We start from the raw sequence: 14,118 nt of genomic DNA on the forward strand, positions 1-14,118 counted from the left end.
CGTCCGGGCATGAGGGTGCGGGGCCGTTTCACGTGAAACGGCCCCGCGCTGTTTCACGTGAAACAGTCCCTCGACCCTTCCCGGGCACCGGCCCGTAGGATGGTGCGTAGGACGGTCCGTACGCCGGCGGTCAGAGCCGGGTGACGTCCAACTCGCCCTCCGCGTACTGCTTGCGCAGCACCTTCTTGTCGAACTTGCCGACGCTCGTCTTGGGGACGGTAGGCACGATCGTCCAGCGCTCGGGAAGCTGCCACCTGGCGATCTTCTCCGCGAGGAACGCGCGCAGTGTCTCGAAGTCCGCGCTCGCGCCCTCCTTCAACACGACCGTGGCGAGCGGCCGTTCGCCCCACTTGTCGTCGGGGACGGCGACCACGGCGGCCTCGGCGACGTCCGGGTGCGCCATCAGCGCGTTCTCCAGCTCGACGCTGGAGATCCACTCGCCGCCGGACTTGATGACGTCCTTGGCGCGGTCGGTGAGCGTGAGGAAGCCGTCGGGGCTGATGGTGCCGACGTCACCGGTCTTCAGCCAGCCGTCTGCGCTGAACTTGTCGTCGGGGCGCAGCGGTTCACTGTCCGGGCCGCCGTAGTAGGCACCGGCGATCCAGTTGCCGCGCACCTCCAGCTCGCCCGCCGACTCGCCGTCCCAGGGCAGGATCTCGCCGCCGGGCCCGCACAGCCGCGCCTCGACGCCCGCGGGGAACCGTCCCTGCGTCAGCCGGTACGCGAACTCCTCCTCGCTGTCCCGCTCGACGTGTGCCGGGGGCCGCGCGATCGTGCCGAGCGGGGACGTCTCGGTCATGCCCCAGGCGTGGCAGACGCGCATGCCGAGGTCGTCGAACGCCTTCATCAGCGAGGGCGGGCACGCCGAACCGCCGATCGTGACCTGGGTGAGCGAGGAGACGTCCCGGGGCTTGGCGGTCAGCTCGGCGAGCAGGCCCTGCCAGATGGTCGGGACGGCGGCGGCGTGCGTGGGCCGCTCGGACTCGATCATCTCGGCGAGCGGCGCGGGCTGGAGGAAACGGTCCGGCATCAGCATGTTCACGCCGGTCATGAACGTGGCGTGCGGCAGCCCCCATGCGTTCACATGGAACTGCGGCACCACCACGAGCGAGGTGTCGGCGTCCGTCAGACCCATCGACTGCGCCATGTTGACCTGCATGGAGTGCAGGTAGATGGAACGGTGCGAGTACACGACCCCCTTCGGGTCGCCCGTCGTCCCCGACGTGTAACACATGGCCGCGGCCCGCCGCTCGTCCAGCTCCGGCCAGTCGTACGTGGTCGCCTTCCCCGCCAGCAGTTCCTCGTACTCGTGCACCCGCGCGGCGGCGCTGTCCAGTACGGAACGGTCGCCGGGCCCGGAGACCACGATGTGCTCGACCGTCGTGAGCGCGGGCAGCAGGGGCGCGAGCAGCGGCAGCAACGAACCGTTGACGATGATCACGCGGTCCGCCGCGTGGTTGACGATCCAGGTGAGCTGGTCGGCGGGCAGCCGGAGGTTGAGCGTGTGCAGCACGGCGCCCATCGCGGGGGCGGCGAAGTACGCCTCGACGTGCTCGGCGTTGTTCCACATGAGGGTCGCAACCCGGTCGTCGTCGCGGACGCCGAGGTCGTCCCGCAGGGCGTGCGCGAGCTGCGCCACACGGGCGCCCACCTCGGCGAACGTACGGCGATGCGGTTCGCCCTCACCCGTCCACGTGGTGATCGTCGAGGTGCCGTGCACCGTCACCCCGTGGTTCAGGATGCGGGTCACGGTCAGCGGTACGTCCTGCATCGTGCTCAGCACGGCGTCCTCCCGGTGGGCGCTACGGAGCAGTAGGGTTCCGCCGATTCTCGCCGCATACCGCGTGGTATGTCACTAGTCCCGGGAATGATCGATCAGCCGTCGGCCCCGGCGAACCCCAGATCAGCCGCGTCCGCACGGGGCGGGAAGAACGCGCGGGGGCCGAGGACGCCCCGTTCGGGGGGTGCGTTTTCAGCCGGGGGCGGGGGCCGCTCGGGGACGGGGGCCCGTTGGGGACGGTCGGGGGGTACGGGTGGGCCGGGCGCGGGACCGCTCAGGCCGCTGCCGCCGGGCGGAGTTCGGGGTCCTCGCGGAGCTTGCCGAGGGCGCGGGACACCGCGCTCTTGACCGTGCCGACGGAGACGCCGAGCACCTCCGCCGTCTGTGCCTCGCTCAGATCCTCGTAGTACCGCAGGACGACCATGGCCCGCTGGCGCGCGGGCAGCTTGAGGATCGCGCGCCACATCGCGTCGTGCAGCGCCTGCTGCTCGGCCGGGTCGGCGGGCGCCGGCACATACGTCGGCTCGGGCAGCTCCTCGCACGCGAACTCGTCGACCTTGCGCTTGCGCCACTGCGACGTCCGCGTGTTCACCAGGGCCCGGCGGACATAGCCGTCAAGGGCGCGGTGGTCCTCGATGCGGTCCCACGCCACGTACGTCTTGGCGAGCGCGGTCTGCAACAGGTCCTCGGCGTCGCACGGATTCGCCGTCAGCGACCGCGCCGTGCGCAGCAGCACCGGCTGACGCGCCCTGACGTACGACGCGAACGACGGGTACGAGGGGTACACCGAGTGCGCAGCGGGGGCTGCGGAAGCGGCAGGCGCCAGGGTTGCGGTCATGTCTCCACGCTATGAGCGCCCCCTCCCGTCAGGGATCGGCCGGAGGTCCCGAAGCCGCGTCCGCCTCAGGTTGTACGAGGGGTGGTAGCCCCACCTCCTTTGGGTGGAGGGCGCGACGACGATCCCTGAGGGTTCGCCCCTGAGAGCCCCCTCTCCGCGAGGCCCGCGCCCCGGCGCACGCCCGGCCCGCGGCCACGCCCCGCACGCCCTGCGCACCCCTCCCGCGCAACCCGCCCGCGCTCATCCGTCGGCCCCGAGGATCAGGCCCGATGTGGGGACGCCGGTGCCGGCGGTGACCAGGGCGGTGGAGGCGCCCGCTATCTGGTTCACCGCGGTGCCGCGGATCTGGCGGACGCCTTCCGCTATCCCGTTCATCCCGTGCAGGTACGCCTCGCCGAGCTGCCCGCCGTGCGTGTTGACGGGGAGCCGCCGCTCCGCGACGAACCCGGCCGCCTCCCCGGGCGCGCAGAACCCGAACTCCTCCAACTGCATCAGCACGAACGGCGTGAAGTGGTCGTACAGGATCCCGACGTCCACCTCCCCGGGCCCGAGCCCCGCCGTGCGCCACAACTGGCGGGCGACGACGCTCATCTCCGGCAGTCCGGTCAGGTCGTCCCGGTAGAAGCTCGTCATCTGCTCCTGCGCCCGGCCGGCCCCCTGCGCCGCCGCCCGGATCACGGCCGGCGGCCGGGCCAGGTCGCGGGCCCGCTCCACGCTCGTGACGACGAGGGCCTGCCCGCCGTCCGTCTCCTGGCAGCAGTCGAGCAGCCGCAGCGGTTCGACGATCCAGCGGGAGGCCGCGTGGTCGGCCAGGGTGATCGGCTTGCCGTGGAAGTACGCCGCCGGGTTCGTCGCCGCGTACTCCCGGTCCACGACGGCCACCTGCCCGAACGCCTCGGACGTCAGCCCGTACGTGTGCAGATAACGCTGCGCCGCCATCGCCACCCAGGACGCCGGGGTGAGCAGCCCGAACGGCAGCGCCCAGCCGAGCGCCGCGCCCTCCGCCGACGGCTCCCGCCGCTGCACGCCCGACCCGAATCTGCGGCCCGACCGCTCGTTGAACGCGCGGTAGCAGACCACCACCTCCGCGACCCCGCTCGCCACCGCGAGAGCCGCCTGCTGGACGGTGCCACAGGCCGCGCCGCCGCCGTAGTGCACACGGGAGAAGAAGGACAGCTCCCCGATGCCGGCCGCCTGCGCCACGGTGATCTCCGGGCTGGTGTCCATGGTGAACGTGACCATGCCGTCCACGTCCGCCGGCGTGAGCCCCGCGTCGTCCAGCGCGGCGTGCACCGCCTCCACCGCCAGCTTCAGCTCGCTGCGCCCGGAGTCCTTGGAGAACTCCGTCGCGCCGATCCCCGCGATGGCCGCCCGCCCGCCGAGCCGGTCCTTGTTCCGTACGCTCATGACCGGACCTCCCCGGGCCCGTCCTCGGCCTCGGTCCTGCTCGCGGCCTTGCTCGCGTCCGCCCCCGTGCTCGCATCCGGTCCGGGGACCGTGACCGTGACCGTGCCGGTGACGTGGTGGCCCAGGCCGTTGCGCCCGACGACGCGGACGAGGGCCGTGTCGCCGTCCGTGACGCCGGTGACTTCGCCGCTCAACACCATGGTGTCTCCGGGGTAGTTGGGCGCGCCGAGCCGTATCACCACCTTGCGGAGTATCGCGGTCGGGCCGAAGTGGTCGGTGATGTAGCGGCCCACCAGCCCGTTCGTCGTGAGGATGTTCATGAAGATGTCCGGTGAGCCCTTCTCCCTCGCCAGTTCCGCGTCGTGGTGCACGTCCTGGTAGTCGCGGGACGCGATCGCCCCGGCGACGATCAGCGTCCGCGTGACCGGGATCTCCAGCTCCGGCAGCACCTCCCCGACCTTCATGCCGCCGCACCTCCCCGCGCCGCGTCGGCGCTCTGCCCCAGGTCGTCCGCCGCGATCAACTCGCCCAGCTCCTCCAGGAGTTCCGCCCCGGCGCCCAGGTAGCCGTCGAGCTGTCTGCCCCACAGGAAGTGCCGGTGGACGGGGTGATCCAGGTCGGCGCCTGTGCCGCCGTGCAGGTGCTGGCCGGTGTGGACGACGCGGCGGCCCGCTTCCGACGCCCACCACGCCGTGGTCAGGGCGTGGGTGCGGAACGCCAGCCCCTCGTCCCGCCGCCAGGCCGCCTCGTACGCGGTGACCCGGATCGCCTCGATGTCCATATGGGCGTCCGCCGCGCGGAGTTGGACGCCCTGCTTGGCCGCGAGGGGCTTGCCGAACTGCTCCCGCTCGTTCGCATGGGCCACCGCTCTGGCCAGCGAGCCGGCGCACACGCCTGCCTGGAGCCCGGCGAACGCGGTTCTGGCCGCCGCCAGCACCTCCGCGTACGCCCCGCCGCTCCCTTCCACGGGGGCGCCGTCGCTCTCCGCCGGGGTGCGGGGATCTTCGGCCGGGGTGCCGAGCCGCTCCGCCGGAGTGCCAGCCAGGGTGAGCCGCCCCGCCGACCAGGGCGCCGTCAGCTCCACCGGCTCCCAGATGACGTCATCCGCCCGCGCCATCCACAGGCTGTGGGTAACTTTTCTGGGCGCCACCACCTCCCGCACCGGCACCAGGACATGCGTCGCCTCTCTCAGCCACGGCACCCAGGGCACGGTCCCGGTCAGCCGCGCCCTCACCCCGCCCGGTGCCCCCGAGCCGGCGCCCGGGTCGGCATCCGGGTCCGGGGCCGCGTCCACGCCCGGGCCCGCATCCGGGATCGGCGCCAGGCCCTGATCCAGGTCCAGGTCCAGGGCCACCACGATCCCACCGCGCGCCGGGAACGCCCCCGTCGCCACGGCCGTCCCGTCCCTGAATCCCGGCAGCAGCCGCTCCCGCTGCTCGGCGCTCCCGTGCGCGGCCACCGCCAGCAGCCCGTACACACAGCTCGCCGCGAACGGGACTTGCGCGGTCGTGCGCCCCTGCTCCTCCAGCATGAGCACGAGCCCGAGCAGCCCGACCTCTTCGACGGCCGCCAGAAGTCCCGCGTCGCCTAGCGCTTTCCACAGGCCGGTGTCCGTGCCGGTGCCGAGGCCGGCCAGGCGCTGCGGGGTGGACAGGTCGCCGAAGATCCGCGCGGCCAGTTCGCGTGCCGCCTCCTGCTCCTGCGTGGGCGTGAAGTCCATGGTCAGGCCCCCTCCCTCTCGACCGCGCGAAACACCGGCAGCTCCAACTCAGCGTCCGCCCGCAGGAATTCGAGCCGTACGGGCATCCCGATACGGACCTCGTCGCAGGGCACCCCCACCACGTTGCTGAGGACGCGGACGCCTTCCGCCAGCTCGATCAGGCCCACCGCGTAGGGCGGGTCGAACGCGGGGAAAGGCGGGTGGTGCATCACCACGTAACTGAAGACCGTGCCCTCGCCGCTCGCCTCGACGGTGTCCCACTCCTGGCCACCGCACGCGTTGCACCCGGGCAGCCAGGGGAAACGCAGCGTGGCGCAGGTCGTGCAGCGCTGGATGAGCAGCCGGTGCTCGGCGACCCCGTCCCAGAATCCGGCGTTGTCCCTATTGATCACGGGACGCGGCCGCAACGCCTTCGCCCCCGACTCGGCCCCGCGCTCCGCCCCGGGCCCCCGCCCCGCCCCGACCCCGACCCCGGCCCCAGAACCCGCCCCCGACTCCGCTCGCCGAGCAGGCGCGTACTTCAGGATGCGGAACCGATGGCGGCCCGCCAACTCCCCGTCCCCGTAGACGTCCATCCGTGTCGTCACGAAGTGCCCTGCGCCGAGCTTCGTCGTCTTCAGCGGCGACACGGACTCGATCACGGAGTCGTACGTGATGGCCTGCCCGGGCCGCAGCGCACGTACGTACTCCTGCTCGCAGTCCGTGGCGACGACCGACGTGCAGCCCGCGCCGTCCAGGAGCGCGAACAACTCGTCGTGGGCCGGGGAGCGCCCCTCGTACCCGGACAGCCCGCCCATCGTCCACGCCTGCAACATGGTCGGCGGCGCTATCGCGTCCGGCCCCGCGTACGCCGGGTTCGTGTCGCCCATGGCCTCGCACCAGTGCCGGATCATCGGCAGGTTCACCGGGTCCTTCCCGGTGCCGCCCGCCGCCGCGACCCGCCCCTCGAACGCCTTCAGCGCATCCGCGTCCAGCCCCGCCCGCACCTGTACATCCGACTCGGCCCGCGCTCCCGCATCCGCCCGTGCCCGCCCGTCCGCCTCGGCCCGCACCCGCTCCACCCCCGTCACCGCTTCCCCCGCTTCATCCCCAGCCGCATCTGCGCGACGATCTCCCGCTGGACCTCGCTCACGCCGCCCCCGAACGTGTTGATCTGGGCCGCGCGATTCATCCGCTCCAACTCCCCGCTCCCCACGGCGATCCCCGTCCCCCCGACTCCGTCCGCTCCCCCGAACGCCCCCGGCGATCCGGCCCTGATCCAGCCGGTGTCGCCCGTGATGTGCTGACACAGTCGATACGTCTCGATCGCGGATTCCGTTCCCGCGAACTTCACCCCGCTGGCGTCCCCCGGGGCCAGCGAACCCGCCCCCACGTCCCCCACCAAACGCCAGTTGAGCAGGCGCGATGCCGCCAGCCGGGCATGCGCCTCGGCCAGTTGGGAACGGACCCAAGTCGAGTCAATGCGGCGCTCGTTCGTCACTGGATCGGGTGTACGAGCGGCGGTGAGAGCGGCCTCGTAGAAATCCTCGGCCTGCATGCCGATCGCGGCGAGCGCGACCCGTTCGTGGTTGAGCTGGTTGGTGATCAGGCCCCAGCCGCCGTTCTCCTCGCCGACGAGGTGCGCGGCGGGCACGCGGACGCGGTCGTAGTAGGTGGCGGTCGTGGTGAGGCCGCCGACGGTCTCGATGGGCGTCCAGGAGAAGCCGGGCGCGTCCGTCGGGACGAGGATGATCGAGATGCCGCGGTGCTTGGGCGCGTCCGGGTCGGTGCGGCAGGCGAGCCAGATCCAGTCGGCGTTCTGGGCGTTCGACGTGAAGATCTTCTGCCCGTCGACGAGCCAGTCGCCGGTGGCCGTGTCGCGCACCGCGCGCGTACGCAGCGACGCGAGATCGGTGCCGGCGGACGGCTCGCTGTAGCCGATGGCGAAGATGAGGTCGCCGCTGAGGATGCGCGGCAGGAAGCGGGCCTTCTGCTCCTCGGTGCCGTACTTCATGAGGGTGGGACCCACGGTGTTCAGCGTGACCATGGAGACGGGTGCGCCCGCGCGGTACGCCTCGTCGAAGAAGACGAACTGCTCGTCGGCGCCGCGCCCCTGACCGCCGTACTCGACGGGCCAGCCGAGCCCGAGCAGGCCCTCCTCGCCCAGCCGGCGCAGCACACGGCGCTGGGCGGCGGGGTCGTCGGCGGCGGGCGGCCCGTCCGGCATCAGCGCGGCGAAACGGGCCCGCAGTTCGGCGCGTAGTTCTCGCTGGCGTTCGGTGGGAGCGAGGTGCACGGCGGCGGCCCTCCCGGGGGTCTGACCTCGGAGCGACAAGGTTACTGACTGTCCGTCAGATACGCCTGGCTGTCAAGAGATCACGCGCCCGCCCGATCCCGCCACCGGTCGCACGCCGCTGATCGCACGCCCCGCGCGGACGCGCCCCGCGCCCACCCGCGCCGACCCACCCCGCGCGGACGCGCCCCGCGCCCACCCGCGCCGACCCGCCCCCGAAACGCCGACGCGGCGGCGCCGAAGCACCGCCGCGCGACTGTCACGCACCCCACTGACGACCCCCGCGGAGCGGGAGCGCCGGGGCTACCAGAGCGGGGAGAAGCGCACGGCGACGTTCGAGTTGCCCTGCTGGATCGCCGTGAACGCCGAACCGTTCACCTGGGCGGTATTGCTCTGGTTCGAGGCGCCGTTGCCGACCGCCTGCTGCTGCGTGGTGGACGAGTTGCCGCTGTTGTTGTGCCCGACCCCGCTGCCGCTGACGGTCGCCACGCCAGCGTTCGATCCGTGGCCCGCGAACGCGCCGTTGTCGGCCACCGCGACCCCGGAGAACAGGGCCGCCGCGAGGGGCAGCGCGGCGACGGCGGCGAGGGCGCGGGCGGTACGGATGGAAGCCATGTCTATTCCTCCAGAAGTGGTACGCGCCGGGTGACGGACGGGTCCGGGCCCGGGTGGTACGGGAAGTACGGGTTGCCCCAAGGCAGTTGGCCGACCGCCTCGGCGATGTTCACGACGTCGCACGACCAGAGTTGCCCACGCCGACCCCGGCGAACCACCCCGGAAGCCCCTATTCGCTCGCAAGCGTGAGGACATGTCGATAAACGTGCTTCGCACCCACAAAACCCCAGCTCATCCCGAACGCGCCGCCCCTCATGACCCGGATCCCGGTCCCCCCACGAGGGGAAGCGTTTCGGCACATAGTCGGTAAATCCGCGCTCGGCGTACCCTGCCCTCCCCACCCCTTCCCTCTATCGAACACTCGTACGAAAATAAGCCCATGGCCACCACCGACCGACACCCGTCCTCCTACGGGCCGCCCCGCCCGGCGGGCCCCTCCGCCGCCTCGCCCGCGTCGCCGGCGGCCCTGGCCCTCGCGCACGCCCTGACCGCCGCCGAACGCGGCCTCGCCGTCATCCCCCTCACCCGCCGCAAGCTGCCCGCCCTGCCCTCGCCGCACCGCGACGACCCGCCGTGGGCGCCGCGCTGCCACGGGGAGTGCGGGCTGCCCGGGCACGGCGTGTACGACGCGTCGAGCGACCCGCGTCGCGTGCGCGCGCTGTTCGCGGCAGCGCCGAGGGCGACCGGGTACGGCATCGCCTGCGGCCTGCCCCCGTACCACCTCATCGGCGTCGACCTCGACACCAAGCCGGGTACGGACGCCTCCGCCGCCCTGCGCGAACTGGCCTTACGGCACCTCTTCACGATCCCCGACACCGTGGTCGTCGCCACGCCGAGCGGCGGCCGGCACCTGTGGCTGACGGGATCGCCGCACGTCGTGGTGCCCAATTCCGCGAGCCGCCTCGCCCCCGGCATCGACATCCGCGGCGCCGGCGGCTACCTCGTCGGCCCCGGCTCCCGCACCGAGCACGGCGTCTACACCCTGGTCCCCGGCACCGGCCACCTCGCGCCCGCGCCCTGCCCCCCGGCGCTCCTGCGGCTGCTCACGCCCCCCGCGCGCACGCCCCACCCGGCCGGCGGGCGCCCCGCGCACCACGGCGCGGGCCTGGTGCAGTTCGTCCTCTCCGCGCACGAGGGCCAGCGCAACACGCGCCTCTTCTGGGCGGCCTGCCGCGCCTACGAGAGCGGCCTGGGCGACGTCCTCGCCGACGCCCTCACCACAGCGGCCCTCCAGACGGGCCTCACCGCCCGAGAGGCCCGCACGGCAATCGCCTCGGCGGCCCGCTTGACGGCAGGCCAGTGAAGAACGGCCCACCCTGCTTCCACGTGGACGACCGGCGAGCACGCCGAAGGCCCCCGACCGATGTTCCTGGTCAGGGGCCTTCGAGAGGTGCGGTGGGTGTGGGATTTGAACCCACGGTGACTTGCGCCACGACGGTTTTCAAGACCGACGGGCGAACAGGTTGTTCGCCCAGCTCAGGCGTAGTGCGGGCCCTTTCAGTCGGCGCTCTGGCCCGTGTGTGGCCCACGAGGTCAGGGATCGGCCCTGGAACGCGTCCGCCAAGGGGCCTGCCGGAACGACATAGTCGTACCGGTAGTTGGTGCCCCCAGCTCATGCGAGCCGCTATCGACGCCACCCACGGGGGCGAAGCGGGCTGCCTCCCTTTCACGGGTGGCTGTCCCGCTGTGACGTAAGGGATGGCAGTCGCGTCCGCTGCAAACCCTCAGACCTGGGCGCTTCGACGGCACTTCTTCATACGTAGGCCACTGCGCACCCCGTGTGTGATTTACACCTCTTGCACGAAAGGGGCTGGCACGGCGTACCAAACACGCCATCAAAGGTTCACGCTGGTCGGGGCGTTGAGTGCCACCCGGGTGGGGTGGCGAACAGGGGTGGCTAGCACCTGCGCGGCACGCAGTGCCTTCGAAGCGCTCCTCAGGGCTACAGCCGGCAGGCGCCGGAGGGCCCTTGGGCCCGGGTAGGGTACCGCCTAACAATGCACCCCCTAGGGTCCGCGCTCCCTCGTGCGCCTCCCGGGAGTCCATGATGGTCATGGGCCCAGAAAGGGGTGGATCCCGATGGCTGACCAGCCTGAGGGGCACTGCCGCTGCTGCAGCAGGCGCGACCACGCATACAAAGTGACGCGCTGGCTGGGGCCGGTCTACACGATCTACAAGATCGCGCGAGATCACTGGCCCTTCTAACGCGAAGAGCCCCGACCTAAAGGTCGGGGCGTCGCTGCAGACGGTGTGCTGAAGAAGGGCCCTGCCTTGTAGCTTCGCGGGCGACAGGCGGGGCCTTTCCCATGTCCGGATGCGGTTACCGCGACGTAGAGCAAGCAAAGCCCGGAAAATGTGACCCTGATCACGTACCGGCGCGGCAATGTTCCCCATCTTGCCTTGTCCGCCGGCTCTTGTGTAGCAGGGGTTCGCATGTTGATCTGCGGCGTTACGCCCAGGGCACCGAGAAGGGCGCAGCTCACTGGGGATTTGGGAACGAAATCACAATTCCACCTGTGCGGCACATCACACCATGTGAGTGACGACCCGCACACCTGAACGGCTGCGATTTGGTCGGATTTTGTCGGGAATCCCCATCCACGGTCACGCCTGGATACGAACCTTCCGCGAACAGCGGCCGTAGCGTACCGGCTCCCACTGACAAAGGGGCGACCTTCCGATTCGCAGGCGATCCCTGGCTCGGGCGGCGGCTCCCCCTCGTGACACTGCTGAGGGAGCTGAAGGAATAGCACCACATGGGCTTCCGGCCCATCTGGCTCGGCCTCGCTGCCTGCCCTGCCTCGTCTCTCCGCGCTCCCAGCGCTGAGTGGGAAGGTCAGTCGATAGAACCAGCACGCTGACGCTGCTTGAAGACTTGACGCAAGGCCGCCCAAAGCAGCGGTGACGTCCTAGGGTGCTGGATCGTCGCTCGTCCTCGGTCGCCTAGCGGTTGGCGACTGTGTACCCCGCGACTGCGCAGCTGTTACAGCGAGAGCTCCTGGCAGTTGGCCTGTGGCAACCTTGCAGATGGAGCTTCGAAGACGAGGGGGAAGAGTGGCCGATCCGAGCCCGCGCGGCACGTACATGGTGATCGCTGACGCCTTGCGCACCACCCTGAATGAGGAAAGCGCGCCGGAGCGGCTCCCGTCCGAGAACGAGCTGATCGCGCAGTACAACGTCTCCCGTGGCACGATCCGCCGCGCTCTGCGCACCCTCAAGGACGAGGGGCTGATCGAGGCCCAGCACGGTGCCGGCTGGCGACGCGCGACGCCGGGAACCGACCGGCGGTCGCTCGTCGAACGCATCGAGGACATGATGCGCGCCGAGGCGACCGTGGGCGGGCCCTTCCTCTCGGAAGCGAAGCTCTGCGAGCGCTTCGGTGTCTCTCGGGTGGCACTGCGGGACGCTCTCGCCCAGCTTCAAGGGCGCGGATTCCTGGAGTCGCAGCCGGGCAAGCCCCGGGTGGTACGCGCCCTCCCGCCCGTTCGCTCTGACTCCTAAGGTGAATCGCATGTCTCTGACGAGCTGGGCATACGACCTGTCCGAGTCCGTCTTGGCGGAGGCCCTGCCCCGTCGATGGGCTCACGTCCAAGGTGTGGCGCGTCGCGCTCGGGAGCTCCGCCCGATCCTGTCGGAAACCGATGCGGAGGTGATGGAGGCCGCCGCGATCCTGCACGACATCGGCTATGCGCCGGCCCTGGTGCAAACCGGCTTCCATCCGCTCGACGGGGCCCGGTTTCTCAGGCAGACCGAACACGCGGATGAGCGGGTCGTGAACCTCGTCGCTCACCACTCCTGCGCACTCCTGGAGGCCGAGGAGCGCGGGCTACGCGGGGAGTTGGAAGAGGAGTTCGCGTTGGAGCGTCCCGAGTTGGTGGACGCTCTTGTGTACTGCGACATGACGACCACGCCGGACGGCACCCCCACGGACTCACACGCTCGCGTGCAGGAGATCGTGAACCGCTACGGCCCCGACACCATCGTCGGGCGGTTCATTCAACGGGCGGCACCCGAGATCCATGCCGCGTCCGGTCGGGTCCTTTCTCGTCTTGAGCACGCCGAAAGCCGCCCGGTCAGGTGACTCCAGCCAGCACCCCTAGCCGATATAGGGCTGGGTCTGAGTAGCGTCCAAGCCGTGCTCGATCCGAAGCCGAATGGACGGGTGGATGTTGAGCGCGGCGAGGTCGGCCGGCGGCACCCAACGGACCTCTTTGGACTCTGAGCTTGTCCTGAGTTCTCCCCCGACCGGTCGGGCCCGGAAGCAGATCGAGAACTGCTGGCGGACTTCACCGTCGTCGTACTCCATGACGTGACGCGGGTTCGTGTACAGCCCCACGACGTCCTGCACGACGACCTTGATGCCGGTCTCTTCCTCCACCTCACGAACAACGGTTTCCGCGATGCTCTCTCCTACGTCGTGACCGCCGCCCGGAATGGCCCACAGATCGTTATCAGTCCGGTGAATCATCAGCAACTCACCCGAGGGGTTGACGACGACCGCAGTCACCGACGGAATCACCGAGTTTGCCTGCGGAGCGTTCGGGTCGTTGTAGTAGTCGATGCGACTCATGAGGCTGGCCCTCCGAGGTCAGTGGGTGATGTGATGCGTCGGGCCGAGTCCCAGACGCGCTCGAAACTCTCCGCGTAGGAGTCGAAAAGCTCACCCCCGGGGATGCGCTGGATGTGCAGCACAGGGGCCATGTAGGCACCCACGCCGTAGAGGTGGCCATTGGCCAGCATCTCGTCATCCGCGCGATACAGTGAGTTGTAGAGAACGGTCGAGTGCAGCCTGAACTCCACGCCCGGAAGCCCAAAGAACCCGGCGTAGTTGAGAAGGGCGTTACGAATTTTCAGCCCCATGGCGGCGCCGATCCCTTCATCCTCTCCACGTTGCGCGACAGCTTCACAGTCCGGGTCGCCGAGCAGGAACCGGACAGGCACGCCGGCAGCAGCCTTTTCTTTCACTATGCGATGAAACGCCGCGTCCTCCGTGAGCCAGAAGCCCGAGTAGACGAGCACGTCGAAATGGTGGGTCGCCTTCGCGTACAGCTTGGGCCACGTCGCGTTCGGTACGACGGATCGGTGCGGGTAGAGCTTCACCAATTCGGCATTACCCGTCTCCGCTACCTCCGCTGACGTCGCCTCATCCGGCCACAGGTACGAGACGTCCTGCTGCAACAACGACGCGATGGCGTACTGAAAGCGCCGATACGGCTTACGGCGCGGCATGTTGATCCAGCGCTCGACTGTCTTGGGGTCCACGCCGATCCGTGTTGCAACCTGCTCGATCGTCAGACCGGCTTCGGTGATCGCTCCCCGCAGGCGCTCATTCGCCATGTGCTCATCCTCCCCCGACTGGGACGAGTTGGGACGACTTCACGCTACCCGGGGACGGCTCAAGTCGTACAGGACTCGTCCGGGACGTGCGTCCGACGTCTCGCCTGATCGCGCGAGGGTTGTGGACAGCACGACGGAGCGACGCGCGA

Annotated in this window: 13 protein-coding genes and 1 tRNA gene; 3 read left to right on the forward strand and 11 right to left on the reverse strand. The window is 70.5% G+C overall.

Translation table 11 applies throughout. The annotated features are described in order from the left end of the window. Window positions 1-130: 130 nt before the first annotated feature. The 8 genes from ACZ7LY_RS09725 to ACZ7LY_RS09760 all read right to left on the reverse strand — a co-directional run bounded on the left by ACZ7LY_RS09725 (window position 131) and on the right by ACZ7LY_RS09760 (window position 8,632). Window positions 131-1,783, reverse strand: coding sequence for a long-chain fatty acid--CoA ligase (locus ACZ7LY_RS09725; protein ID WP_471623979.1), 1,653 nt, complete (start codon window positions 1,781-1,783; stop codon window positions 131-133). A gap of 271 nt (window positions 1,784-2,054) precedes the next feature. Next, the gene (locus ACZ7LY_RS09730; protein WP_471623980.1) at window positions 2,055-2,618 is read right to left on the reverse strand and encodes a SigE family RNA polymerase sigma factor; all 564 of its coding nucleotides are present in this window, start codon (window positions 2,616-2,618) and stop codon (window positions 2,055-2,057) included. 240 nt (window positions 2,619-2,858) lie between these two features. After that, the gene (locus ACZ7LY_RS09735; protein ID WP_471623981.1) at window positions 2,859-4,025 is read right to left on the reverse strand and encodes a lipid-transfer protein; all 1,167 of its coding nucleotides are present in this window, start codon (window positions 4,023-4,025) and stop codon (window positions 2,859-2,861) included. Next, window positions 4,022-4,489: a MaoC family dehydratase gene (locus ACZ7LY_RS09740; RefSeq protein WP_471623982.1), complete on the reverse strand. Its 468-nt coding sequence runs from the start codon at window positions 4,487-4,489 to the stop codon at window positions 4,022-4,024. Before ACZ7LY_RS09740 ends, ACZ7LY_RS09735 begins: the two co-directional genes overlap by 4 nt. Further along, window positions 4,486-5,745 (reverse strand): acyl-CoA dehydrogenase family protein, encoded by a 1,260-nt coding sequence (locus ACZ7LY_RS09745; protein WP_471623983.1) that lies wholly within the window; start codon window positions 5,743-5,745, stop codon window positions 4,486-4,488. The genes ACZ7LY_RS09740 and ACZ7LY_RS09745 overlap by 4 nt, the downstream gene beginning before the upstream one ends. Before the next feature lie 2 nt (window positions 5,746-5,747). Further along, window positions 5,748-6,731: a bifunctional MaoC family dehydratase N-terminal/OB-fold nucleic acid binding domain-containing protein gene (locus ACZ7LY_RS09750; RefSeq protein WP_471624162.1), complete on the reverse strand. Its 984-nt coding sequence runs from the start codon at window positions 6,729-6,731 to the stop codon at window positions 5,748-5,750. Between the two features lie 80 nt (window positions 6,732-6,811). After that, complete coding sequence (locus tag ACZ7LY_RS09755; RefSeq protein ID WP_471623984.1) at window positions 6,812-8,020, reverse strand: acyl-CoA dehydrogenase family protein; 1,209 nt, start codon at window positions 8,018-8,020, stop codon at window positions 6,812-6,814. Between the two features lie 300 nt (window positions 8,021-8,320). Then, window positions 8,321-8,632, reverse strand: a complete 312-nt coding sequence (locus tag ACZ7LY_RS09760; protein WP_471623985.1) for a hypothetical protein — start codon at window positions 8,630-8,632, stop codon at window positions 8,321-8,323. A 379-nt stretch (window positions 8,633-9,011) separates the two neighbouring features. Between ACZ7LY_RS09760 and ACZ7LY_RS09765 the strand changes: the two genes are divergently transcribed. Continuing rightward, window positions 9,012-9,935 carry a bifunctional DNA primase/polymerase gene (locus tag ACZ7LY_RS09765; RefSeq protein WP_471623986.1) on the forward strand — a complete coding sequence of 308 codons (924 nt, stop codon included), beginning with the start codon at window positions 9,012-9,014 and terminating at the stop codon, window positions 9,933-9,935. A 93-nt stretch (window positions 9,936-10,028) separates the two neighbouring features. On the opposite strand, the gene ACZ7LY_RS09770 is transcribed toward ACZ7LY_RS09765, so the two are convergent. Continuing rightward, window positions 10,029-10,106: transfer RNA gene (locus tag ACZ7LY_RS09770), tRNA-Ser, on the reverse strand. A 1,580-nt stretch (window positions 10,107-11,686) separates the two neighbouring features. On the opposite strand from ACZ7LY_RS09770, the gene ACZ7LY_RS09775 reads away from it, so the two are divergent. After that, the gene (locus ACZ7LY_RS09775; RefSeq protein ID WP_471623987.1) at window positions 11,687-12,133 is read left to right on the forward strand and encodes a GntR family transcriptional regulator; all 447 of its coding nucleotides are present in this window, start codon (window positions 11,687-11,689) and stop codon (window positions 12,131-12,133) included. A 10-nt stretch (window positions 12,134-12,143) separates the two neighbouring features. Then, the gene (locus ACZ7LY_RS09780; protein ID WP_471623988.1) at window positions 12,144-12,713 is read left to right on the forward strand and encodes an HD domain-containing protein; all 570 of its coding nucleotides are present in this window, start codon (window positions 12,144-12,146) and stop codon (window positions 12,711-12,713) included. A gap of 15 nt (window positions 12,714-12,728) precedes the next feature. On the opposite strand, the gene ACZ7LY_RS09785 is transcribed toward ACZ7LY_RS09780, so the two are convergent. After that, window positions 12,729-13,202 (reverse strand): NUDIX domain-containing protein, encoded by a 474-nt coding sequence (locus ACZ7LY_RS09785; RefSeq protein WP_471623989.1) that lies wholly within the window; start codon window positions 13,200-13,202, stop codon window positions 12,729-12,731. Further along, a complete protein-coding gene (locus ACZ7LY_RS09790) occupies window positions 13,199-13,969 on the reverse strand; it encodes a helix-turn-helix domain-containing protein (protein WP_471623990.1) in 771 nt (256 codons plus the stop codon). The genes ACZ7LY_RS09785 and ACZ7LY_RS09790 overlap by 4 nt, the downstream gene beginning before the upstream one ends. Between the last annotated feature and the right edge of the window lie 149 nt (window positions 13,970-14,118).

It is taken from the genome of Streptomyces sp. NPDC107550 (assembly GCF_055639095.1).

Bases quoted from the DNA above. Each gene is read 5' to 3' on its own strand.
- ACZ7LY_RS09785 (WP_471623989.1), bottom strand. From the start codon at position 13,202: ATGAGTCGCATCGACTACTACAACGACCCGAACGCTCCGCAGGCAAAC.
- ACZ7LY_RS09765 (WP_471623986.1), top strand. From the start codon at position 9,012: ATGGCCACCACCGACCGACACCCGTCCTCCTACGGGCCGCCCCGCCCG.
- ACZ7LY_RS09730 (WP_471623980.1), bottom strand. From the start codon at position 2,618: ATGACCGCAACCCTGGCGCCTGCCGCTTCCGCAGCCCCCGCTGCGCAC.
- ACZ7LY_RS09740 (WP_471623982.1), bottom strand. From the start codon at position 4,489: ATGAAGGTCGGGGAGGTGCTGCCGGAGCTGGAGATCCCGGTCACGCGG.
- ACZ7LY_RS09745 (WP_471623983.1), bottom strand. From the start codon at position 5,745: ATGGACTTCACGCCCACGCAGGAGCAGGAGGCGGCACGCGAACTGGCC.
- ACZ7LY_RS09790 (WP_471623990.1), bottom strand. From the start codon at position 13,969: ATGGCGAATGAGCGCCTGCGGGGAGCGATCACCGAAGCCGGTCTGACG.
- ACZ7LY_RS09760 (WP_471623985.1), bottom strand. From the start codon at position 8,632: ATGGCTTCCATCCGTACCGCCCGCGCCCTCGCCGCCGTCGCCGCGCTG.
- ACZ7LY_RS09735 (WP_471623981.1), bottom strand. From the start codon at position 4,025: ATGAGCGTACGGAACAAGGACCGGCTCGGCGGGCGGGCGGCCATCGCG.
- ACZ7LY_RS09780 (WP_471623988.1), top strand. From the start codon at position 12,144: ATGTCTCTGACGAGCTGGGCATACGACCTGTCCGAGTCCGTCTTGGCG.